At 42.3% G+C, this 22,404-nt stretch carries 21 protein-coding genes and 1 riboswitch; of the genes, 15 read left to right on the top strand and 6 right to left on the bottom strand.

Features of this window, described 5'->3' with window-relative positions:
- Positions 1-46 precede the first annotated feature (46 nt).
- From liaF to tig, 5 genes are all read left to right on the top strand, one after another.
- Positions 47-745: a cell wall-active antibiotics response protein LiaF gene (gene liaF, locus TZ90_RS07030; protein WP_001224643.1), complete on the top strand. Its 699-nt coding sequence runs from the start codon at positions 47-49 to the stop codon at positions 743-745.
- Positions 742-1,737, top strand: a complete 996-nt coding sequence (locus tag TZ90_RS07025) for an envelope stress sensor histidine kinase LiaS (RefSeq protein WP_045612239.1) — start codon at positions 742-744, stop codon at positions 1,735-1,737. The genes liaF and TZ90_RS07025 overlap by 4 nt, the downstream gene beginning before the upstream one ends.
- 13 nt (positions 1,738-1,750) lie before the next feature.
- Positions 1,751-2,383 (top strand): response regulator, encoded by a 633-nt coding sequence (locus tag TZ90_RS07020; protein ID WP_045612238.1) that lies wholly within the window; start codon positions 1,751-1,753, stop codon positions 2,381-2,383.
- A 339-nt stretch (positions 2,384-2,722) separates the two neighbouring features.
- Complete coding sequence (locus TZ90_RS07015; protein WP_045612237.1) at positions 2,723-3,904, top strand: PspC-like choline-binding domain-containing protein; 1,182 nt, start codon at positions 2,723-2,725, stop codon at positions 3,902-3,904.
- 222 nt (positions 3,905-4,126) lie between these two features.
- On the top strand, positions 4,127-5,410 hold the full coding sequence (tig, locus tag TZ90_RS07010; protein ID WP_045612235.1) for a trigger factor: 1,284 nt from the start codon (positions 4,127-4,129) through the stop codon (positions 5,408-5,410).
- A gap of 47 nt (positions 5,411-5,457) precedes the next feature.
- Here tig and recD2 read toward each other — a convergent pair whose 3' ends face one another.
- From recD2 to rnhC, 3 genes are all read right to left on the bottom strand, one after another.
- Positions 5,458-7,824, bottom strand: coding sequence for an SF1B family DNA helicase RecD2 (gene recD2, locus TZ90_RS07005; protein ID WP_045612233.1), 2,367 nt, complete (start codon positions 7,822-7,824; stop codon positions 5,458-5,460).
- A gap of 234 nt (positions 7,825-8,058) precedes the next feature.
- On the bottom strand, positions 8,059-8,673 hold the full coding sequence (lepB, locus tag TZ90_RS07000; RefSeq protein WP_004245100.1) for a signal peptidase I: 615 nt from the start codon (positions 8,671-8,673) through the stop codon (positions 8,059-8,061).
- 3 nt (positions 8,674-8,676) lie between these two features.
- The gene (gene rnhC / locus TZ90_RS06995) at positions 8,677-9,558 is read right to left on the bottom strand and encodes a ribonuclease HIII (RefSeq protein WP_045612231.1); all 882 of its coding nucleotides are present in this window, start codon (positions 9,556-9,558) and stop codon (positions 8,677-8,679) included.
- Between the two features lie 86 nt (positions 9,559-9,644).
- On the opposite strand from rnhC, the gene zapA reads away from it, so the two are divergent.
- The 6 genes from zapA (at position 9,645) to TZ90_RS06965 (ending at position 16,285) form a co-directional block, all read left to right on the top strand.
- Positions 9,645-9,947 carry a cell division protein ZapA gene (zapA, locus tag TZ90_RS06990; protein WP_000002022.1) on the top strand — a complete coding sequence of 101 codons (303 nt, stop codon included), beginning with the start codon at positions 9,645-9,647 and terminating at the stop codon, positions 9,945-9,947.
- Entirely contained in the window at positions 9,944-10,492 is a 549-nt protein-coding gene (locus tag TZ90_RS06985; RefSeq protein WP_000624513.1) for a CvpA family protein, read from the top strand. The genes zapA and TZ90_RS06985 overlap by 4 nt, the downstream gene beginning before the upstream one ends.
- A 102-nt stretch (positions 10,493-10,594) precedes the next feature.
- The gene (locus tag TZ90_RS06980; RefSeq protein WP_045612228.1) at positions 10,595-12,931 is read left to right on the top strand and encodes an endonuclease MutS2; all 2,337 of its coding nucleotides are present in this window, start codon (positions 10,595-10,597) and stop codon (positions 12,929-12,931) included.
- A gap of 163 nt (positions 12,932-13,094) precedes the next feature.
- A riboswitch (glycine riboswitch) is annotated at positions 13,095-13,183 on the top strand.
- 90 nt (positions 13,184-13,273) lie between these two features.
- Positions 13,274-14,596 (top strand): alanine/glycine:cation symporter family protein, encoded by a 1,323-nt coding sequence (locus tag TZ90_RS06975; protein WP_045612226.1) that lies wholly within the window; start codon positions 13,274-13,276, stop codon positions 14,594-14,596.
- Positions 14,597-14,727: 131 nt separating this feature from the next.
- Positions 14,728-15,276 carry a carboxymuconolactone decarboxylase family protein gene (locus tag TZ90_RS06970; protein ID WP_000206768.1) on the top strand — a complete coding sequence of 183 codons (549 nt, stop codon included), beginning with the start codon at positions 14,728-14,730 and terminating at the stop codon, positions 15,274-15,276.
- 109 nt (positions 15,277-15,385) lie between these two features.
- Entirely contained in the window at positions 15,386-16,285 is a 900-nt protein-coding gene (locus TZ90_RS06965) for a TDT family transporter (protein ID WP_045612224.1), read from the top strand.
- Positions 16,286-16,308: 23 nt separating this feature from the next.
- Here TZ90_RS06965 and serS read toward each other — a convergent pair whose 3' ends face one another.
- From serS to TZ90_RS06950, 3 genes are all read right to left on the bottom strand, one after another.
- A complete protein-coding gene (gene serS, locus TZ90_RS06960) occupies positions 16,309-17,583 on the bottom strand; it encodes a serine--tRNA ligase (RefSeq protein ID WP_045612222.1) in 1,275 nt (424 codons plus the stop codon).
- Positions 17,584-17,796: 213 nt separating this feature from the next.
- On the bottom strand, positions 17,797-18,168 hold the full coding sequence (locus TZ90_RS06955; protein WP_000079350.1) for a DUF956 family protein: 372 nt from the start codon (positions 18,166-18,168) through the stop codon (positions 17,797-17,799).
- Positions 18,169-18,170: 2 nt separating this feature from the next.
- The gene (locus TZ90_RS06950) at positions 18,171-19,535 is read right to left on the bottom strand and encodes an aspartate kinase (protein ID WP_045612220.1); all 1,365 of its coding nucleotides are present in this window, start codon (positions 19,533-19,535) and stop codon (positions 18,171-18,173) included.
- A 209-nt stretch (positions 19,536-19,744) separates the two neighbouring features.
- Here TZ90_RS06950 and TZ90_RS06945 point away from each other — a divergent pair, with 209 nt between their 5' ends.
- The 4 genes from TZ90_RS06945 to TZ90_RS06930 all read left to right on the top strand — a co-directional run bounded on the left by TZ90_RS06945 (position 19,745) and on the right by TZ90_RS06930 (position 22,316).
- Positions 19,745-20,530, top strand: coding sequence for an enoyl-CoA hydratase (locus TZ90_RS06945; protein ID WP_045612219.1), 786 nt, complete (start codon positions 19,745-19,747; stop codon positions 20,528-20,530).
- 93 nt (positions 20,531-20,623) lie between these two features.
- Positions 20,624-21,058, top strand: coding sequence for a fatty acid biosynthesis transcriptional regulator FabT (gene fabT / locus TZ90_RS06940; protein WP_000386355.1), 435 nt, complete (start codon positions 20,624-20,626; stop codon positions 21,056-21,058).
- Positions 21,058-22,032 (top strand): beta-ketoacyl-ACP synthase III, encoded by a 975-nt coding sequence (locus TZ90_RS06935; protein WP_045612218.1) that lies wholly within the window; start codon positions 21,058-21,060, stop codon positions 22,030-22,032. The genes fabT and TZ90_RS06935 overlap by 1 nt, the downstream gene beginning before the upstream one ends.
- A gap of 59 nt (positions 22,033-22,091) precedes the next feature.
- Entirely contained in the window at positions 22,092-22,316 is a 225-nt protein-coding gene (locus TZ90_RS06930; RefSeq protein ID WP_000257838.1) for an acyl carrier protein, read from the top strand.
- Positions 22,317-22,404: the final 88 nt, after the last annotated feature.

The raw sequence follows: 22,404 nt of genomic DNA, 5'->3' as shown, positions 1-22,404 counted from the left end.
GGTGACTTTTTTGAGTTGTGATAAAATAGAGGGAGAGGATGCACCTATGAGAAAATTTAAAATCTTTTTATTTATCGAAGCCTGTCTTTTGACAGGAGCTCTGATTTTGATGGTTTCAGAGCATTTTTCGCGTTTTCTGCTGATACTTTTTCTCTTTTTGCTTTTGATTCGCTATTACACTGGTAAAGAGGGGAATAACCTTCTTTTAGTGGTGGCAAGCATTCTCTTCTTTTTCATCGTCATGCTCAATCCTTTTGTGATTCTAGCTATTTTTGTTGCGGTTATCTATAGCCTCTTTCTTCTTTATCCAATGATGAACCAGGAAAAAGAGCAGACCAATTTGGTTTTTGAAGAGGTGGTGACAGTTAAGAAGGAGAAAAATCGTTGGTTTGGGAATCTCCATCATTTTTCAAGTTATCAAACTTGCCAGTTTGATGATATCAATCTCTTTCGTCTCATGGGCAAGGACACCATTCATCTGGAGAGGGTGATTCTAACCAATCATGACAATGTCATTATCCTCAGAAAGATGGTAGGAACGACCAAAATCATTGTGCCTGTAGATGTGGAAGTCAGTCTCAGTGTTAACTGTCTTTATGGTGATTTGAATTTTTTCAATCAGCCCAAGCGAGCCCTTCGCAATGAACACTATCATCAAGAAACAAGAGACTATCTCAAGAGTAACAAGAGTGTCAAGATTTTCTTAACCACTATGATTGGCGATGTTGAGGTGGTTAGAGGATGAAAAAACAAGCCTATGTAATGATTGCTCTCACCTCCATCCTGTTTGTCTTATTTCTGTCCCACAGCTTGCTGGACATCCTTGACTTTGACTGGTCTATTTTCTTGCATGATGTCGAAAAAACAGAAAAATTTGTCTTTTTGTTGTTGGTATTCAGCATGTCCATGACCTTTCTCTTAGCCCTGTTTTGGAGAGGTGTTGAAGAGCTTTCTCTAAGAAAAATGAAGGCCAATCTCAAGCGTTTATTGGCAGGGAAAGAAGTGGTTCAGGTTGCTGATCCAGATTTGGATGCCAGCTTCAAGTCCTTGTCAGGTAAACTTAATCTTTTGACAGAAGCTCTTCAAAAGTCTGAAAATCACAGTCTTGCTCAGGAAGAGGAAATCATCGAGAAAGAACGGAAACGGATTGCTCGGGATTTGCACGATACAGTCAGTCAGGAGTTGTTTGCGGCCCACATGATTTTATCGGGTATCAGTCAGCAGGCTTTGAAATTGGAAAGAGAAAAGATGCAGAGCCAGTTGCAGAGCGTCACAGCTATTTTAGAAACAGCCCAGAAGGATTTACGGGTCTTGCTCTTGCATTTGCGACCAGTTGAATTGGAACAGAAGAGTCTGGTTGAGGGAATCCAAATCCTCTTAAAAGAGCTTGAGGACAAGAGTGATCTCAGAGTTAGTCTTAAGCAAAATGTGACGCAATTGCCCAAGAAAATCGAGGAGCATATCTTCCGTATCCTGCAAGAGTTGATCAGCAATACCCTCCGCCATGCCCAGGCATCTTGTCTGGATGTCTATCTCTATCAGACAGATTTTGAATTGCAGCTGAAGGTGGTGGACAATGGGATTGGTTTCCAGTTAGGTAGCTTAGATGACTTGAGTTATGGACTTCGTAATATCAAGGAGCGGGTTGAAGATATGGCAGGGACGGTTCAGTTATTGACAGCGCCTAAGCAAGGGCTGGCAGTTGATATCCGTATTCCCCTGCTCGATAAGGAATGATAAAGGAGTAAAGATGAAAATTTTATTAGTAGATGACCACGAAATGGTTCGATTGGGCTTGAAAAGCTACTTTGACCTCCAAGATGATGTAGAAGTTGTGGGTGAGGCGTCCAACGGGTCTCAAGGCATTGACTTGGCCTTGAAATTGCGTCCGGATGTTATTGTCATGGATATCGTCATGCCTGAGATGAATGGGATTGATGCGACCTTGGCCATCCTCAAAGAATGGTCTGAAGCCAAGATTTTGATTGTGACTTCGTACTTGGACAATGAAAAAATCATGCCCGTCTTAAATGCCGGTGCTCGTGGCTATATGCTCAAAACTTCTAGTGCGGACGAACTACTCCATGCCGTCCGTAAGGTGGCTGCTGGCGAGTTGGCCATTGAGCAAGAGGTCAGCAAAAAAGTCGAATACCACCGCAATCACATAGAACTACATGAGGACCTGACTGCGCGTGAGCGAGATGTTCTCCAACTCATCGCCAAGGGCTACGAAAATCAGCGTATCGCAGACGAACTTTTTATCTCTCTCAAGACGGTCAAGACCCACGTGTCCAACATCCTTGCCAAACTTAAGGTTAGTGATCGCACCCAGGCTGCAGTCTATGCCTTTCAGCACCACTTGGTAGGGCATGAGGAGTTTTAATAGATATGTAAAAATAATATTGGAGAAGTGACTGAACCTAGTATCAAAGAAGCGAGTAAGTACCTCTAGTACGATAAAATATTTTTTTCACAATGTTTTATGTTATTTGTTGACATTCATTTTATAGGGGAGTAAAATGAAGCTAAAGATAACTAAAGTAATGTAGTATTTATCAAAGGATATATAAAATCCAAAAGGAGGTTACAGGTATGTCTCTGTAAATTATCAAAATAAGGTCACTAGAGCGTTAAGGTCTTTGTTTCATCTCTTTAAGAGTGCTATAAAAAAGATTGTTAAACCAACTCTATCTCACAGTTTCAATTCATGGAGGAAATAACTATGAAAAAATCTAAACTATTCACTCTTGGTTTGCTTGCAGGTGCTGGTCTGCTTTTGTCAATCAATCAAGCACAAGCTGCAGATACTTGGGTTAAAAATGGTTCTGACTGGAATCTTTCTCAAGATGGCAGTCTCGCTAAAAATAAATGGGTGCAAAATGCTGGCTCTTGGTATCACTTCGATAGCGCTGGTAAAATGCAGACAGGCTGGCTCAAAGACGGAAATACATGGTATTCCCTAGCAGATAGTGGCGCTATGCGTACTGGCTGGTACAAGGAAGCTGGAACATGGTACTCTCTAGCAGATAGTGGCGCCATGCGTACAGGTTGGTACAAAGAAGGGGCTACATGGTATTACCTCAAAGGCAGTGGAGCTATGGCAACAGGATGGGCGACTGCAAATGGTGAATGGTCTTACTTTGAAAAATCAGGTGCTATGGTCGCAGACAGAGCTGTTCCAGCCAGCGATGGAGAAAGTTATATCATTGGTAAGGATGGCTATATGTTGACTTTAAAAAATAGCCCTTATAAAGATGATGATATTGTCCGTTTAGGTGATGGATATGAGTATCTGATTACATCAAAATTTGACGGACATAACTATACTGATGTTATCGTGGCTAAAAATACTTGGTATATCAAACCTGAGTTCAAGAAGTTTTCCGACAAATATGGGGATGAGGTTGCAAATACAACCTTAGCTTTAGTAGATAATAAAGAAGAAGGACAAGAAATTGATCCTAAAGCTGTTATTCGTAATTTCCAAAATCTACCAGGTCGATATTACTTTGGAGCAGATGGTCGTAGAGTATTACCACTTCCAGAGATGACAACTAGATCAGAAATCAAAAAAGTTGGCAATGATCTTTATCTAGAAGACTCAGGTGTACGACTTAGACTATCTGCTCACTTCACAATCAATAACAATAAACTATACTATTTAGAAAATAAGCAAGGTAAGCTCAAAACAGGTTACTTTGTACTGATTGATGATGGTATGGCTACAACCCACCATCACTTCCTTGTATATGCAGACCAATCTGGAGAAGTTCTTAAGATGAAACGCTTGCCATCAGGATTTTCAGATTATTTTGACAAAGAAATCGATGGTTTCTATGGTCAAAAAATTAAGATTACACAGCCAAATAAGTATGAATATTACAAGGTTCTTGTGGTTAAATAATACAAAACGAATCGCCTAATGAGGGATGTGTGGGCGATTCGTTTTTTACTGTAATCAACCATCATTAAACATCTTTTATAAGATTATATTCGAATCCTAAAGAAAACTGAGAAGAAACTAGTACCTCTCCCATCATTGAAAAGCGCATTCATTACTTGAAAAAAGTCGCTCATTTATGTTATAATAGACTGTATTTAAAAAATTTTAAGGAGAAATGACAGAATGTCTGTATCATTTGAAAACAAAGAAACAAACCGTGGTGTCTTGACTTTCACTATCTCTCAAGACCAAATCAAACCAGAATTGGATCGTGTCTTCAACTCAGTGAAGAAATCTCTTAATGTTCCAGGTTTCCGTAAAGGTCACCTTCCACGTCCTATCTTCGACAAAAAATTTGGTGAAGAGTCACTTTACCAAGACGTTATGAACGCTCTTTTGCCAAATGCTTATGAAGCAGCTGTAAAAGAAGCTGGTCTTGAAGTCGTTGCTCAACCAAAAATTGACGTAACTTCAATGGAAAAAGGTCAAGACTGGGTTATCACTGCTGAAGTCGTTACAAAACCTGAAGTAAAATTGGGTGACTACAAAAACCTTGAAGTATCAGTAGATGTAGAAAAAGAAGTAACGGATGCTGACGTTGAAGAGCGTATCGAACGCGAACGCAACAACTTGGCTGAATTGGTTATCAAAGAAGCTGCTGCTGAAAACGGCGACACTGTTGTCATCGACTTCGTTGGTTCTATCGATGGTGTTGAATTTGATGGCGGAAAAGGTGAAAACTTCTCACTTGGACTTGGTTCAGGTCAATTCATCCCTGGTTTCGAAGACCAATTGGTAGGTCACTCAGCTGGTGAAACTGTTGATGTTATCGTAACATTCCCAGAAGACTACCAAGCAGAAGATCTTGCAGGTAAAGAAGCTAAATTCGTAACAACTATCCACGAAGTAAAAGCTAAAGAAGTTCCAGCTCTTGACGATGAGCTTGCAAAAGACATCGATGAAGAAGTTGAAACACTTGCTGAATTGAAAGAAAAATACCGTAAGGAATTGGCTGCTGCTAAAGAAGAAGCATACAAAGATGCAGTTGAAGGTGCAGCAATTGATAAAGCTGTAGAAAACGCTGAAATCGTAGAACTTCCAGAAGAAATGATCCACGAAGAAGTTCACCGCTCAGTAAATGAATTTCTTGGAAACTTGCAACGTCAAGGTATCAATCCTGACATGTACTTCCAAATCACTGGAACTACTCAAGAAGACCTTCACAAACAATACGAGGGAGAAGCTGAGTCACGTACGAAGACTAACCTTGTTATCGAAGCAGTTGCGAAAGCTGAAGGATTTGATGCTTCAGAAGAAGAAATTCAAAAAGAAATCGAGCAATTGGCGGCAGACTACAACATGGAAGTGGCACAAGTACAAAGCTTGCTTTCAGCTGATATGTTGAAACATGATATCACAATTAAAAAAGCTGTTGAATTGATCACAAGCACAGCAACAGTTAAATAATCTTAATAAACAAAAATCCCACCTGACTTGGTGGGTTTTCTTATGCACTATTTTCCAAAAATCTCTTTGAGGTCTGCATCTGTAATCCCAATCATGGCTGGGATGCTATCCCAGTTTTCTTCTGTCAGGATGTAGGCTTGTTCAGAGGTGCTTGATGTGGCTGTTTCAGAGACAGCTGGTTGCTTTTCTTCAACATTATCTAGTAGGTCACTGAAGCGTTCAATCAGATAGGTTTTTCGGGCAGTTCCGATATGTTGTGTAGCATAGTCAAAGGCCTGTAATTCGCCTAGTAAGATAAGTTTGCTTTTGGCGCGTGTAATGGCTGTGTAGATGAGATTGCGCTCTAGCATACGCCTACTAGCACTAGTGATAGGCAGGATGACAACAGGGAACTCACTTCCCTGGGACTTATGGATACTCATGGCATAGGCCAGGCGAATTTTGTACCATTCGTTACGTGGGTAAGAGACCTCGTTGCCATCAAAATCAATGACAATCTCGTCTTGTTTCGACTCGGTGTATTTGCCAGGAATCAGGTCTGTGATGGCTCCCAAGTCTCCATTAAAGACATTGATTTCAGCATCGTTGACCAAATGAATGACCTTGTCGCCCTTACGATAGTGGCACTGGGGAGCTTCAAAACTGAGTTGGTCCTTTTGTGGTGGATTGAGCAGGTCTTGCATAAGTTGGTTGATGGCATCAATCCCTGCTGTCCCTCGGTACATGGGAGCCAGAACTTGAATATCACGGGCAGGGATACCACTTCTGAGGGCAGCGCCTAAGATCTTTTCAATGGTAGCAGGAATATGGCCACTAGCAATCTCAAAGTAGGAACGGTCTGCTTTTTTCTGGGTGAAATCGGCTGGCAGGATGCCCTGGCGAATCTGACTAGCTAGGGTGACGATGGTTGATTCTTCGCTTTGTCGGTAAATTTTTTCCAAGCGAGTCTGAGGAATCAAGGGAATATGAAGCAGATCAGAAAGAACTTGGCCAGGGCTGACAGACGGTAGCTGGTCGCTGTCGCCCACGATAAGGATTTTACTGTTAGAAGAGATGTTGGAGAAGAGTTGATTGGCCAGCCAAGTATCCACCATGGAAAATTCATCCACGATGATAAAGTCGGCATCCAGATAATCTTCCAGATGACTAGTATCATCGTCACCTGTCATTCCTAAGTGGCGGTGTATGGTCGCGCTAGGCAAACCTGTCAATTCATTCATGCGCCGAGCGGCTCGACCGGTTGGAGCGGCAAGAAGAATCGGCAAGTTGCTTTTTTTCCTGAGGTCAAGTCCTTCTAAAAGAGCATAAACAGCGATAATCCCATTGATAACAGTTGTCTTACCAGTACCAGGTCCACCTGTCAGAATAAAGACCTTGTTCTGGATAGCGTCGCAGATCGCCTGTTTTTGAATGTTATCATACTCAATCTCCAGATCTTCTTCGACAGTAGCGATATGTTTTTGAATGGTTTCTAAATCCTGGCTCTTCTGTTTTCCTTTTTCAAGGATACGAACCAAGTGACTGCGGATGCCTTCCTCAGCGAAAAAGAGGCTGTTGTCAAAAATTTTGGTATCAATCTGCTGAACCTTGTCTTCTTCGATCAGGTAGGAGAGCTCTTGGGCCACTTGGCTGGGATCCAGTTCCACGGGACGAGAAGATTCAAGGAGAGTTAGGGTTTGTTCCAGCAAATCCCGTGCTTCAACATAGGTGTCCCCTGTTTCCATACAGGACTGAAAAAGACTATGAACTAGACCGGCGCGGAAGCGTTCAGGAGCCTGACTTTCGATACCTAGTTCTTCTGCTAATTGGTCAGCAATGGTAAATCCCAAGCCCTTGATATCCTCAACCAGCTGGTAGGGATAATTTTCAACCACATCAAGGGTTTCTTCTTTGTAAAAGTCTTGAATCTGAAAGGCTAATTTATTGGGAATACCGTAGTTGGCTAGTTTGGCCAAAACCATTTCCGTTCCGTAGTTGAGACGGAGAGTGGAGACGAAAGCCTCGCGATTTTTGGCAGAGAGTCCTGCGATGCCTTCTAACTTTTCTGGATGTTGCAAAATTTCGTCAATGGTATTTTCGCCATAGGTATCCACAATTTTCTGAGCAGTCTTGAGACCAATCCCCTTGAAATGGCTACTTGAAAAGTACTTAACCAAGCCCTTGCTAGTTGGTTTTGCGCGTTCATATCGGCTGATTTGCAGTTGCTCCCCATACTTGGAGTGCTGGACAATTTGTCCCCAAAAAGTATAGTCTTCTCCCTCAATCACATCAGCCATGGTGCCCGTGACAATGATTTCAAAATCATCAAAATCCTGTGCGTCTGTATCTTCGATTTCTAGGAGGAGGATGCGATAAAAATTGCTGGGATTTTCAAAAATAATCCGTTCAATGGTTCCTGAAAAATAAACTTCCATAAGATTCCTTTGCATAAATAGGTGAGAGTTAATACTCTTCGAAAATCAAATTCAAACCACGTCAGCTTCGCCTTGCCGTACCCAAGTACAGCCTGCGGCTAGCTTCCTAGTTTGCTCTTTGATTTTCATTGAGTATAACTTTGTTTCTATCTTAATCAAACTGGGTAGTGAATAATTATCGTCTCACGATAGAAGAAGAGGCTGAGATTGCTGATTCTCGGCCTCTTAGGTCTCTTAAAATGTTCCGATACGGGTGATTGGCCAGAAGCGGAATTTAGCTTCCCCTGTGATATCTTTTGCTTTAAAGGTACCTACGTGACGGCTGTCGCTCGAAACCAAGCGGTCATCTCCGAGGAGAAGGTATTCTCCTTCTGGGACAGTGAAGCTAAAGTTGGTGTTGTAGTTGACATCAACTGTGAAGGCTTGGGCTTTTTCAGCGATACTTCTAAAGAAAGTTCCTTTATTTCCTTCAAATCCCTTGCCTGAGTAGGTGCTTTGGAGTTTGTCATCCTTGAAGCGTTTGATATAGTCAGCTAGGTAAGGTTCATCTGTCTCTTTGTCATTGATGTAAAGTTTATCATTTTCGTAACGAATGGTATCACCAGGCATTCCGATGACACGTTTGACAATGTCCTTATTACCATCTTCCTCATGGGCAACCACGATATCAAAACGGTCAATAGGGAGGTGTTTGACGACAAAGAGGATTTCGCCATCCGCTAGGGTAGGATCCATGGAATGCCCTTCTACTCGAACATTGCTCCAAAAAAAGATACGACTTAAAGCTAGTAATGACAGAATTAGGAGGAACAATCCCCACTCTTTTAAGAAATTTTTAAATGAATTCATAACTTACCTTTCTAAGCGTTTTTTCGCTTTTTCAGTATTTTTAAAGTGCAGTTTGGCGCAGAAATTGAGTCCCTGCATTCCATAGGCCTGCAAAATCTGGCTAGCAACCTTATCAGAAGCCGTTCCAGCTCCACTTGGAAGTTGATAGCCCAGCTCTCGTCCCAGATTTTCAAGATTTTCTAGAAAGAAATCACGCGCAATGATAGAAGAAACTGCGACAGCCAAGTATTTACCCTCAGCCTTTTCTTCTAAGCTGATCGGATTGCTGAAACGATTGGCCTCTTGTGCCAAGTACTTGTCATAATTTTTAGCACTGGTAAAGGCATCAATCACAATTTTCTCAGGCTGAATGCCTTTTTGAAGAAGGAGATAGATAGCCTGGTTATGGAGGGCTACCTTAACCGAAACAGCGTTGTAGCGGTCTCCGATGACCTCGTTGTACTTGCTTGGTGAGAGAAGCAGTGCCTGGTGCTGGATTTTTTCTTTGAGGATAGGGGCAATCTGACGGATCTTTTGGTCGGTCAGTGTCTTGGAATCCCCCACACCTAGTTTTCGCAAGAAGTCATGCTGGTCAGGTGTGACAAAGGAAGCCACAACTGCAAGTCCACCAAAGTAGGAACCATTTCCAACCTCATCCGTCCCAATCAAAGGGAGATTTTGTCCGCTGGTTTGCCCTACAACTTGATAGCCAAAGAAACGAGCGTATTTCTCAGCTCCTTCACCCTGAAGCAAGACCTTTCCAGAAGTATAGATAGAAACGGTTGCTTGAGGCAGTTTCAAAAAATAGCGAATATAGGGGTTTTTACTGGGAGCCAGACTGGTTTGATAGTGTTCAAGAAAAGCCTGAATCTCCTTTTCGCTTGGTGTGAGTGTTATACTTGCCATAGTTTCTATTGTACCATAAAAGTAGGCAAATTTGTAAAAACTGACAAAGTTAGCGAATTTTGGTATAATATCGTGAGGTGAATTTTATGGCAAATCTAAATCGATTCAAATTTACATTCGGGAAAAAATCATTAACCTTGACAACCGAGCATGATAACCTTTTTATGGAGGAAATCGCTAAGGTTGCGACAGAAAAATACCAAGCAATTAAAGAACAAATGCCTAGTGCAGACGATGAAACAATCGCTCTTTTGTTGGCAGTCAACTGTTTGTCAACTCAGCTCAGCCGTGAGATTGAATTTGATGATAAGGAGCAAGAATTAGAAGAATTGCGCCACAAGCTTGTGACTTGTAAGCAAGAACAGAGCAAGATTGAGGATTCCTTATGATTTCACTCCTTCTTCTATTGGTCTTGGCTTGGGGATTTTATATCGGCTATCGGAGAGGCCTGCTCTTACAGGTCTATTACCTGATTTCAGCCATGGCATCGGCTTTTGTGGCTGGCCAGTTTTATAAGGGACTTGGAGAGCAATTTCATTTGCTACTTCCTTATGCAAATCCACAGGAAGGTCAGGGAACTTTCTTTTTCCCATCGGATCAACTCTTTCAGTTGGATAAGGTCTTTTACGCAGGAATCGGCTACTTGCTTGTATTTGGGATAGTCTATAGCATCGGTCGTTTGCTTGGTCTCCTCTTACACTTGATTCCTAGTAAAAAATTGGGTGGCAAGTTGTTCCAAGTTTCAGCAGGTATCTTATCCATGTTGGTGACCTTATTTGTCTTGCAGATGGCTTTGACAATCTTGGCGACCATTCCCATGGCAGCTATACAAAATCCTCTTGAAAAGAGTATCGTCGCAAAACACATCATCCAGAGCATACCAGTAACCACTAGTTGGCTCAAACAAATCTGGGTGACAAATTTAATCGGATAAAAAGGGCAGGAATTTTCCTAGCCCTTTGTTTACAGATTGACTCGAATCTATCAGAATGTAAAAAGCTACCACACCTAGACATTCAAAGACAAGGAAATAAAGATGAACAAGAAAATATTAGAAACATTAGAGTTCAATAAGGTCAAGGCCTTGTTTGAACCTCATTTGTTGACCGAGCAGGGCTTGGAGCAATTGAGACAGCTGGCTCCGACTGCCAAAGCAGATAAAATCAAACAGGCTTTTGCTGAGATGAAGGAAATGCAGGCTCTTTTCGTCGAGCAACCGCATTTCACCATTCTCGCAACTAAGGAAATTGCAGGAGTCTGCAAGCGGTTGGAGATGGGAGCGGACCTCAATATCGAGGAGTTCCTACTCTTGAAGCGCGTGCTTCTGTCTAGCCGAGAGCTGCAAAGTTTTTATGCCAATCTGGAAAATGTCAGCTTGACAGAATTAACCCTCTGGTTTGAGAAATTACACGATTTTCCTCAATTACAAGGAAATCTTCAGGCCTTTAATGATGCAGGTTTCATTGAAAATTTTGCCAGTGAAGAATTGACGCGAATCCGTCGAAAAATCCATGATAGCGAGAGTCAGGTCCGCGATGTCTTACAAGACTTGCTCAAGCAAAAATCGCAGATGTTGACAGAAGGGATTGTTGCTAGCAGAAATGGCCGTCAGGTTTTACCAGTCAAAAACACCTACCGCAATAAGATTGCAGGTGTCGTTCATGATATTTCTGCTAGTGGAAATACCGTCTACATCGAACCCCGTGAGGTGGTCAAACTGAGCGAAGAAATTGCTAGTCTGCGAGCAGATGAGCGCTATGAAATGCTTCGAATTCTCCAAGAAATTTCTGAGCGTGTTCGCCCTCATGCGGCTGAAATTGCCAACGACGCTTGGATTATCGGCCATCTAGACTTGATTCGTGCCAAGGTCCGCTTTATCCAAGAAAGGCAAGCAGTCGTTCCTCAGCTGTCAGAAAATCAGGAGATTCAACTGCTCCATGTCTGCCATCCTTTGGTCAAAAATGCCGTCGCAAATGATGTCCATTTTGGTCAAGATTTAACAGCCATTGTTATCACAGGTCCCAATACTGGTGGTAAGACCATCATGCTCAAAACCCTGGGCTTGACGCAGGTTATGGCTCAGTCAGGGTTGCCGATTTTAGCAGACAAGGGAAGTCGTGTTGGTATTTTTGAAGAAATCTTTGCCGATATTGGCGATGAGCAATCTATTGAGCAGAGCTTGTCTACCTTCTCTAGCCACATGACCAATATCGTGGATATTCTTGGAAAGGTCAACCAACATTCCCTCTTACTCTTGGACGAGTTGGGTGCTGGTACAGATCCTCAAGAAGGAGCCGCTCTTGCCATGGCTATTCTGGAGGACCTTCGCCTGCGTCAAGTCAAGACCATGGCGACCACCCACTATCCCGAACTCAAGGCCTATGGTATCGAGACAGCCTTTGTGCAAAATGCCAGCATGGAGTTTGATACTGCGACTCTTCGCCCGACTTATCGCTTTATGCAGGGCGTTCCTGGCCGAAGCAATGCCTTTGAAATTGCCAAACGTCTAGGCCTATCTGAAGTTATCGTAGGGGATGCCAGTCAGCAGGTTGATCAGGACAATGATGTCAACCGAATCATTGAACAACTGGAAGAGCAGACGCTAGAGAGTCGTAAACGCTTGGACAATATCCGTGAGGTGGAGCAAGAAAATCTCAAGATGAACCGTGCTCTAAAAAAACTTTACAACGAGCTCAATCGTGAAAAGGAAACGGAGCTCAATAAAGCGCGTGAACAGGCTGCTGAGATTGTGGATATGGCCCTAAGTGAAAGTGACCAGATTCTCAAGAATCTCCATAGTAAATCTCAACTCAAGCCCCACGAAATTATTGAAGCCAAGGCCAAGTTGAAAAAATTGGCTCCTGAAAAAGTAGATTTGTCTAAAAACAAAGTCCTTCAAAAGGCCAAGAAAAAACGAGCTCCAAAGGTGGGAGATGATATCGTTGTTCTCAGTTACGGACAGCGTGGCACCTTGACCAGTCAACTCAAGGACGGCCGCTGGGAAGCCCAAGTTGGCTTGATTAAGATGACCTTGGAAGAGAAAGAGTTTGACCTTTTTCAAGCCCAGCAAGAAAAGCAAGTCAAGAAGAAACAGGTCAATGTCGTGAAACGAACTTCTGGTCGTGGCCCACAAGCCAGACTGGACCTTCGAGGCAAACGTTATGAAGAGGCCATGAATGAGTTAGATGCCTTTATCGACCAAGCCTTGCTTAACAATATGGCACAAGTTGATATCATCCATGGTATCGGAACAGGTGTCATCCGTGAAGGTGTCACCAAATACCTACAAAGAAACAAACACGTCAAGAGTTTTGGCTATGCCCCACAAAATGCTGGAGGCAGTGGTGCGACTATTGTCACTTTTAAAGGATAGCAGTATTTTGGACTTTATACAGTAAAAACTGTTGAATTAAGTTTTACTGATAAAAACATTGACAAAAGCCAACATTTTTTGTAAAATAAGAATCAATTAAATACCAACACCGAATGAAGTTTAATAGAAGTGGAGAATCGTTTGATTTTCCATGACTGTAAATGGACGGAACTCTGGAGAGACCGCAAAGGCACCGAAGGGGCAAGGCAGGCAACTGCTCAAACTCTCAGGTAAAAGGACAGAGCTAGGATAGACCGCTTTTTAGCATTTATCTAAGCATTCCAGAGTACATGTATCTTGCATGTGCTCTTTCTTTTGGGGTTGAAAAGATAGGAGAAGGAAATGTTAGAATTGCTTAAATCAATTGATGCTTTTGCTTGGGGCCCACCCCTCTTGATTCTCTTAGTCGGGACAGGGATTTACCTAACTGCCCGTCTAGGCCTCTTGCAGGTTTTGCGTCTGCCCAAGGCCTTCCAGCTTATTTTTACTAAGGACAAGGGGCATGGCGATGTATCCAGCTTTGCGGCCTTGTGTACAGCCCTAGCAGCGACAGTTGGTACGGGAAATATTATCGGGGTGGCGACAGCTATCAAGGTCGGTGGACCAGGATCTCTCTTTTGGATGTGGATGGCGGCTTTCTTTGGGATGGCTACCAAGTATGCGGAAGGACTACTAGCTATCAAATACCGTACCAAGGACGACCATGGTGCAGTGGCGGGAGGTCCCATGCACTATATCCTTCTAGGGATGGGAGAAAAGTGGCGACCACTTGCCATCTTTTTTGCTATCGCAGGTGTCTTAGTAGCTTTGTTGGGAATCGGAACCTTTACCCAAGTCAACTCGATTACAGAATCTATCCAAAATACAACGACTATTTCGCCAGCTATCACGGCTCTTGTTTTGTCTGTCTTAGTAGCGATTGCAGTCTTTGGCGGACTCAAGTCTATTTCAAAGGTTTCAACTACTGTTGTTCCTTTTATGGCCATCATCTATATTTTAGGGACACTTACAGTTATTTTCTTCAATATTGGCAAACTCCCTGCCACAATCGCTTTAATATTGACATCCGCTTTTAGTCCTGTTGCTGCGGTGGGTGGTTTTGCTGGCGCTAGCATTCGAATGGCTATTCAAAATGGTGTGGCGCGTGGTGTGTTCTCAAACGAATCTGGTCTGGGTTCGGCTCCCATTGCAGCTGCTGCGGCTAAGACAAATGAACCGGTAGAGCAAGGCTTGATTTCCATGACAGGAACCTTTATTGACACCCTCATTATCTGTACTCTGACTGGTTTGACCATCTTGGTGACTGGTGTTTGGAGTGGCGACTTAAATGGGGTTGCCTTGACTCAGTCAGCCTTCTCAACAGTCTTTTCACACTTTGGACCTGCCCTTTTGACCATCTTCCTTGTGCTCTTTGCCTTTACAACGATTCTAGGTTGGAACTATTACGGAGAACGTTGTTTTGAGTTTCTCTTTGGGGTTCGCTTTATCTGGCTCTACCGTGTGGTCTTTGTGCTCATGGTTCTGTTGGGAGGATTTATCGAGTTGGATATGGTTTGGATTATCGCAGATATTGTCAATGCCTTGATGGCTCTGCCAAACTTGATTGCCCTCTTAGTCTTGTCGCCGGTCGTTATTGCTGAAACTAAAAAGTATTTTAATAAATAATGAAATCACACATCGCGTGTGATTTTTTTCTTTCATAAAAAATTTTTATCGATGCAATTTAAAATATATATTATACACGGTATAGAATCTGTGATAGACTAGGTTTCAACAAAATGAAAAGAGGTCTTATGATGACAACATTTACTATCCATACAGTCGAATCAGCACCAGCAGAAGTGAAAGAAGTTCTTGAAACAGTAGAAAAAGATAACAATGGTTATATTCCCAACCTAATCGGCCTCTTGGCAAATGCACCAACTGCCTTAGAAGCCTACAGAACTGTCGGAGCTATCAATCGTCGCAACAGCCTGACACCCGTTGAGCGTGAAGTGGTGCAGATCACGGCAGCCGTGACCAATGGTTGTGCCTTCTGTGTCGCAGGTCACACAGCCTTTTCAATCAAACAAATCCAGATGAACGATGACCTTCTGCAAGCCCTTCGCAATCGTACTCCAATTGAAACAGATCCTAAATTGGACACCCTAGCTAAGTTTACCTTGGCAGTTATCAATACCAAGGGTCGTGTAGGAGATGAAGCCTTGGCTGAGTTTCTAGAAGCTGGATACACCCAACAAAATGCTTTGGATGTGGTTCTTGGTGTCAGCCTAGCAAGCCTCTGTAACTATGCCAACAACCTAGCTAATACCCCAATTAATCCAGAATTGCAACCTTATGCCTAATTCATATCTGAGTAAAATGAAGTCTGAAATAATCGGACTTCGTTTTTTTAAGTCCTCATTTAAGCGCTTTTATGCTATACTGAAACTAACATGATTATTGGAGGTTAGGATGAAAAAACTCCCTTTGGTATTTTCTGGTTGTTTGCTAGGTTTGGCAGGAGCTGGAAATCTTATTTTAGATACGTTGCCGGTTCTGTCCTATCTATTGAGTCTGACAGGTTTGGTTTTGTGGCTCTTTTTTCTGCTTCTTCATCTCTTTAATTGGAAAGAAACAAAGCAAGAATTGACCAAGCCTCCTCTTTTGTCAGGAATGGCGACCTTTCCCATGGCTGGGATGATTTTATCGACTTATGTCTTTCGAGTCTTCCCTCATTTCCCTTTGGTAGCGCAAGGACTTTGGTGGTTTTCATTTCTCTTGGATTTGTTCTTGATTGCTGGTTTCACCATTAAATTTGCCTATCCGGGGCGGAGGGTTCATGCGACTCCTAGCTGGACGGTTCTCTATGTGGGGATAGCAGTAGCAGCCTTGACCTATCCTCTTGTAGGTATCATCGAAATTGCCTATGCGACCTTGAGTTTTGGTTTTCTCCTAACCTTCTATCTCTATCCCCTTATTTATAGCGATTTAAAGAAACATCCGCTCCCACTAGCCTTGCTTGGGCAAGAAGGAATCTACTGTGCTCCTTTCTCTCTACTCTTGGCTTCTCTGGTTCGGGTTGGAGGAGCCAGCCTACAAACCTGGGTCTTGATTGTCATGATCTTGCTTTCTCAATCCTTCTTTTTCTTTGTTTTGACTCGCCTGCCCAATATTTTAAAACAAGGCTTTCAACCAGCCTTTTCAGCCCTCACCTTCCCGACCATTATCACAGCTACTTCGCTCAAGATGGCTCAGGGAATCTTGAAACTTCCATTTTTGGATTATTTGGTACTGGCTGAAACTATTATATGCCTCACTATTTTATTCTTTGTATTAGGTGCTTATCTAATTTGGTTACGAAAAAAGGTCTAGCTAGAAATAGCTAGGCCTTATTTTTATGGTTTGATAACTTCAGCGCCACCCATGTATGGACGAAGAACTTCTGGGATGGTCACAGAACCATCTGCATTTTGGTAGTTTTCAAGAATAGCAGCCACTGTACGTCCAACTGCAAGTCCAGAACCGTTCAAGGTATGGAGCAATTTCACCTTGCCATCTGCTTCATCACGGTAACGGATTTGGGCACGACGGGCTTGGAAATCTTCTGTGTTTGAACAGCTTGAAATTTCACGGTAGGTATTTTGTGCTGGAATCCAAACTTCCAAGTCATAAGTTTTAGCAGCTGAGAAGCCCATATCTCCAGTAGAGAGAGCAACGACACGGTATGGAAGGTTAAGTTTTTGAAGGATATTTTCAGCGTTGGCTGTCATTTTTTCCAATTCTTCGTAAGATTCTTCTGGCTTGGCAAATTTGACCATTTCAACCTTGTGGAATTGGTGCAAACGAATCAAGCCACGAGTATCACGACCAGCTGAACCAGCCTCAGAACGGAATGAAGGACTCATAGCAGTGAAGTAGATTGGCAGGTCTTTACCGTCAAGGATTTCATCACGGTAGTAGTTTGTCAGAGGAACTTCAGCTGTAGGAATAAGGACGTAATTGCTGTCGCTGAGTTCAAAAGTGTCTTCCTTGAATTTTGGATATTGACCAGTCCCAAACATAGAATCATGGTTAACCATGTAAGGTGTGATGACTTCTGTATAGCCTTCTTTTCCATGTTCATCCAACATAAAGTTATAGATAGCACGCTCCAAACGAGCACCGAGACCTTTATAGAAGAGGAAGCGAGCGCCTGTTACCTTACCACCGCGTTCCCAGTCAAGGATACCAAGGTCTTCACCAAGATCCCAGTGAGCTTTTGGCTCGAAGTCAAACTCGCGTGGAGTACCCCAACGACGAACTTCCACATTGTCGTCTTCGTCCGCCCCAACAGGAACGCTATCAGCTGGAATATTTGGAAGAGTAGTGGTAAATTCTGTCAATTTAGCATCGATTTCTGCCAATTCAGCATCCAAGGCTTTGACCTCAGCAGATAGAGTTTGCATGGCAGCAATCTTGTCATCTGCATTTTCCTTATTGCGCTTAGCTTGAGCAATCTCAGCAGAAACTGTGTTACGTTCTGCCTTGAGAGTTTCAACCTTGACCAAGATGTCGCGACGTTTAGCGTCGATTTCTTTCATCTCATTTAAGATAGTAGCATCTACACCACGTGTAGCCAATTTTTCTGCGACAGCATAAAAGTCTGTACGAATACGTTTGATATCTAACATAAGAACTCCTTTATGAAAAAAGCACACCTGACAAAGCGTTGGAGTGGCAGGGCCACGGTTCCATCCAACTTCACAGGTGTGCACTTGATTGTGTATGCAATTGTTACTAACGGTAGAATTTCACCTATCCCTCCTATCTGCTCGCAGCCCCCGCAGACTTTCTGAAAGAAGAAGATAACCTACTTATCCGTTGCTATGATTATACTAAAGTTTCTACTTTTTTGCAAATAGATTTTTAAATTTTTGGCTAATTGTCTGAATCAGGGTCGGAAGTTTTACGACCTTGTCATTGCCCAGTTTTTCGCGAGCAATTTTAAGAATGGCACCTGAGTCTTTTGAAGCAAAGAGGAATTTTCCTCTGTCTGTAAAGACTTCGAAGTGGCGACTGATTTTTCGCCCAGTGACATTGGCCCCAATCTGGTTGATATGGCTCCAAGGAATCTGGATAAATTGTTCGACATTGACATCTGGGTAAAATTCCAGAGCCTGATCTCCGACAAGAAATTTCCCAACTTTCCCAGCTATAGAGAGGTAGGAGGTACCTGTTGTATTGAGAAGCACTGTTTTGTTAAGAGATTGGGCCATGGTTAGTCTTCCTTACTTTCACCGAAAAAGGCATTGTAGAGGGCTTTGATTGCTGCTTTCTCTTGGTCTTTATTGACAACGAACATAATAGAAACTTCACTAGAACCTTGCGACATCATCTGGATGTTGATCTTGTTTTCAGATAGAGCGCGTGTCGCAGTAGCAGTTACTCCGATATGGCTCTTCATCTTTTCACCAACAATCATAATGATAGAAAGGTCGTGTTCGATTTCTGCATGGTCTACTTCAGCCTTTTGAACCAACTGACGAAGGATTTCTTCTTCCTTGATAGGAGTTAGTTCGCGAGAACGGAGGATGATTGAAAGATCGTCGATACCTGTTGGCATATGTTCCCAACCGATGTTAAGATCTTCAAGGATTTGCAGAACCTTGCGTCCAAATCCCACCTCACGGTTCATGAGGTATTTAGACATGTTGATGCTGACAAAGCCAGAATCACCAGCAATTCCCACAACTGGGAATTCATCACTACTGTGTTTTAAAACAATACGAGTACCTGGATGGTCAGGATTGTTGGTATTCTTGATAACTAGAGGAATTTTTCCACGGTAGGCAGGTAGAAGAGCTTCATCATGAAGGACTGAGAATCCTGCATAGGCCAACTCACGCATTTCACGGTAGGTCAACTCAGGAATCGAGTGTGGTTGGTGGATAATACCAGGGTGGGCTGCAAAGATACCATCAACGTCTGTAAAGTTTTCATAGAGGTCTGCCTTAACACCGGCAGCAATGATAGAACCTGTAATATCAGAGCCTCCACGTGAGAAGGTACAGATTTGATTTTCCTTGGTAACCCCAAAGAAACCAGGAATGACTAGGACTTCATTTGCATTCGTCAATTCCTCAATCTTGTCATAACTTGATGGAATGATTCGAGCATGACCAGGTTCACTTGTGACCACAATACCAGCTTCTCGAGGGTGCACATAGCGTGCATCAATCCCATTTTGGTTAAAATAGGCAGCAATCAATTTAGCATTGTTATTTTCACCGGCTGCTAGAAAAGTGTCGTAGAGAAATTCATTTTCATCAATAGGAAGAGTGGCTAAGGCGCGAATGCTTTTGGAAATTTTTTCTAGCACAGCTGGTTTAAGACCTAGTTCACTAACCATCGCAGCATAGCGGTCGATAATCCAGTTTTGGCTCTTGCTAATATCGTTACCAGCAACATAGTCGCGGTAGTATTTAATCAAGGCATCCGTAACCTTAGTATCTTCAGCATTGCGTTTACCAGGCGCAGAAACGACTACAAAACGACGCTCTGAATCGCTTTTTACGATGTTTAAAACTTTTTCTAATTGACTAGCAGAGGCAAGAGAGCTACCTCCAAATTTAACAACCTTCATAAGAACTCCTAAAGTAAGTATTTTATACGATTATAGCAGAAAGAAAGTCTTTTTTCAATGAAGAAAATAAGATGCGTTCTAGTATAAAGCGAGCCTTTCTAATCGGCTGAGACACTTTCAGTTGATTTTTTCTTGCTTTCTGATTTTAAAAAAGATATACTTTGAAAATAAAATAATTTAACCAGCTTATAAAATAAAAAGGAGTTCAAATGGAACACATTATTTATCAGCTTGAAGAGGATTTGGCAATCCTTACCTTGAATCGTCCTGAGGTCGCGAATGGTTTTCATATTCCTATGTGTGAGGAGATTTTAGAAGCTCTGACTTTGGCAGAAGAGGATCCGGCTGTGCATTTTGTCTTAATCAACGCGAATGGCAAAGTCTTTTCAGTTGGGGGAGATTTAGTAGAGATGAAGCGGGCGGTGGATGAGGATGATATTCCATCATTGACAAAAATCGCAGAATTGGTCAATACTATTTCTTATAAAATCAAGCAAATTGCTAAACCTGTCTTGATGGAGGTTGATGGGGCTGTTGCAGGTGCCGCAGCAAATATGGCTGTTGCTGCAGATTTCTGTCTGGCAACGGATAAGGCTAAATTTATCCAAGCCTTTGTTGGAGTTGGCTTGGCTCCGGATGCAGGAGGAATTCATCTCTTGAGTCGAAGTATTGGTGTGACGCGTGCTGCTCAATTAGCCATGACAGGTGAGGCTTTGTCCGCAGAAAAAGCTCTGGAGTGGGGTCTTGTTTATCGGGTCTCTGAAGCTGATAAACTTGAAAAGACGAGAGAACAGCTTCTTAAAAAATTGAGACGCGGGTCAGCTAATTCCTATGCTGCCATCAAGAAGTTGGTTTGGGAGAGTCAATTTAAAGACTGGCAAGATTATGCTGCTTTAGAACTGAACCTACAGGAATCACTAGCGAAAACAGAGGATTTCAAAGAAGGAGTTCGGGCTCATTCGGAAAGAAGACGACCTAAATTTACAGGAAAATAAAAAAATACTTGCACCATTCTTTGAACTTTGATATAATTCTTTTGTCAAATGTTTTGATTCTAAAAGTTTTTTTGAAAAGGAGGGAAGGAAAGATTGGACTACCAACGAATTAATGAATACTTAACGTCTATATTTAACAATGTCCTCGTTATTGAGGAAGTTAGCTTGAGGGGTAGTCGTTTCAAGGATATCTCCATCAAAGAAATGCATACGATTGATGTGATTGGAAAAGTTCCAGATGTGACACCAAGTCAAGTGTCAAAAGAGTTGATGGTGACTCTTGGGACAGTTACGACTAGTTTGAATAATCTCGAACGTAAGGGTTACATTGAACGCATTCGTTCAGAACATGATCGACGTGTGGTACATCTGCATTTGACAAAGAAAGGTCGCTTGGTTCATAGACTACATAAACGCTTCCACAAGGCCATGGTTGAAAAAATCATTGATGGTATGAGTAAGCAAGAAATTGAGGTTATGAGCAAAGGTTTGACTAATCTTTATCAATTTTTGGAGGATTTGAGATAATGGCTTTTGCAAAAATAAGCCAGGTTGCTCATTATGTGCCAGAGCAAGTGGTTACAAATCATGATTTGGCTCAGATTATGGATACCAATGATGAGTGGATTTCAAGTCGGACGGGAATACGACAAAGGCATATTTCAAGAACAGAATCTACTAGTGATTTGGCTACAGAGGTTGCTCAGAAACTGATGGCAAAAGCTGAAATCACAGGAGAAGAGCTGGATTTTATCATTCTAGCTACTATTACTCCAGATTCTATGATGCCCTCTACAGCTGCTCGTGTCCAAGCCAATATTGGTGCTAATAAGGCCTTTGCTTTTGACCTAACAGCAGCTTGCAGTGGATTTGTATTTGCCTTATCAACTGCTGAAAAGTTTATCGCTTCTGGTCGCTTTCAAAAAGGCTTGGTGATTGGTAGTGAAACCCTCTCTAAAGCAGTCGATTGGTCAGACCGATCAACAGCTGTTTTGTTTGGAGATGGTGCTGGTGGAGTCTTGCTAGAAGCTAGCGAGAAAGAGCATTTTTTGGCTGAGAGTCTCAATAGTGATGGGAGTCGTAGCGAGTGTCTAACTTATGGACATTCAGGCTTGCATTCTCCGTTTTCAGATCAAGAAAATGCAGATTCATTTTTGAAGATGGATGGGCGCGCGGTCTTTGATTTTGCTATTCGGGATGTAGCCAAGTCTATCAAACAGACTATTGATGAGTCTCCTATAGAGGCGACAAACTTGGATTATCTGCTACTTCATCAGGCTAATGACCGTATTTTGGATAAGATGGCTAGAAAAATCGGTGTTAACCGAGATAAAATTCCAGCTAATATGATGGAATATGGCAATACCAGTGCAGCAAGTATCCCGATTTTACTTTCAGAGTGTGTAGAACAAGGCCTCATCCGTTTAGATGGTAGTCAGACTGTTCTGCTATCAGGCTTCGGTGGAGGCTTGACCTGGGGCACGCTCATTCTTACAATTTAGGTAATCATGTGGTGAACACATTGTTATAAAAAAACTATTTATTTTAAAGGAGTCCTATCATGGCAGTATTTGAAAAAGTACAAGAAATTATCGTTGAAGAACTTGGAAAAGACGCATCAGAAGTAACACTTGAATCAACTTTTGATGATTTGGACGCAGATTCATTGGACTTGTTCCAAGTAATCTCAGAAATCGAAGATGCTTTTGATATCCAAATCGAAGCAGAAGATGACTTGAAAACAGTTGGTGACTTGGTTGCCTACGTTGAAGAGCAAACAAAATAAACAGAATATTAATAGAAGGAGTAGGGAAACCCGCTCCCTCTTGTTTAGGCAATAGTTTGATCGTCAAATTATGACGGTATCGAACTAT

This window comes from Streptococcus mitis (genome assembly GCF_000960005.1).
Lineage (GTDB): Bacteria > Bacillota > Bacilli > Lactobacillales > Streptococcaceae > Streptococcus > Streptococcus mitis_CK.
Note: the sequence above shows the minus strand (reverse complement) of the source record. Positions and strands in the feature narration are given on the sequence as shown.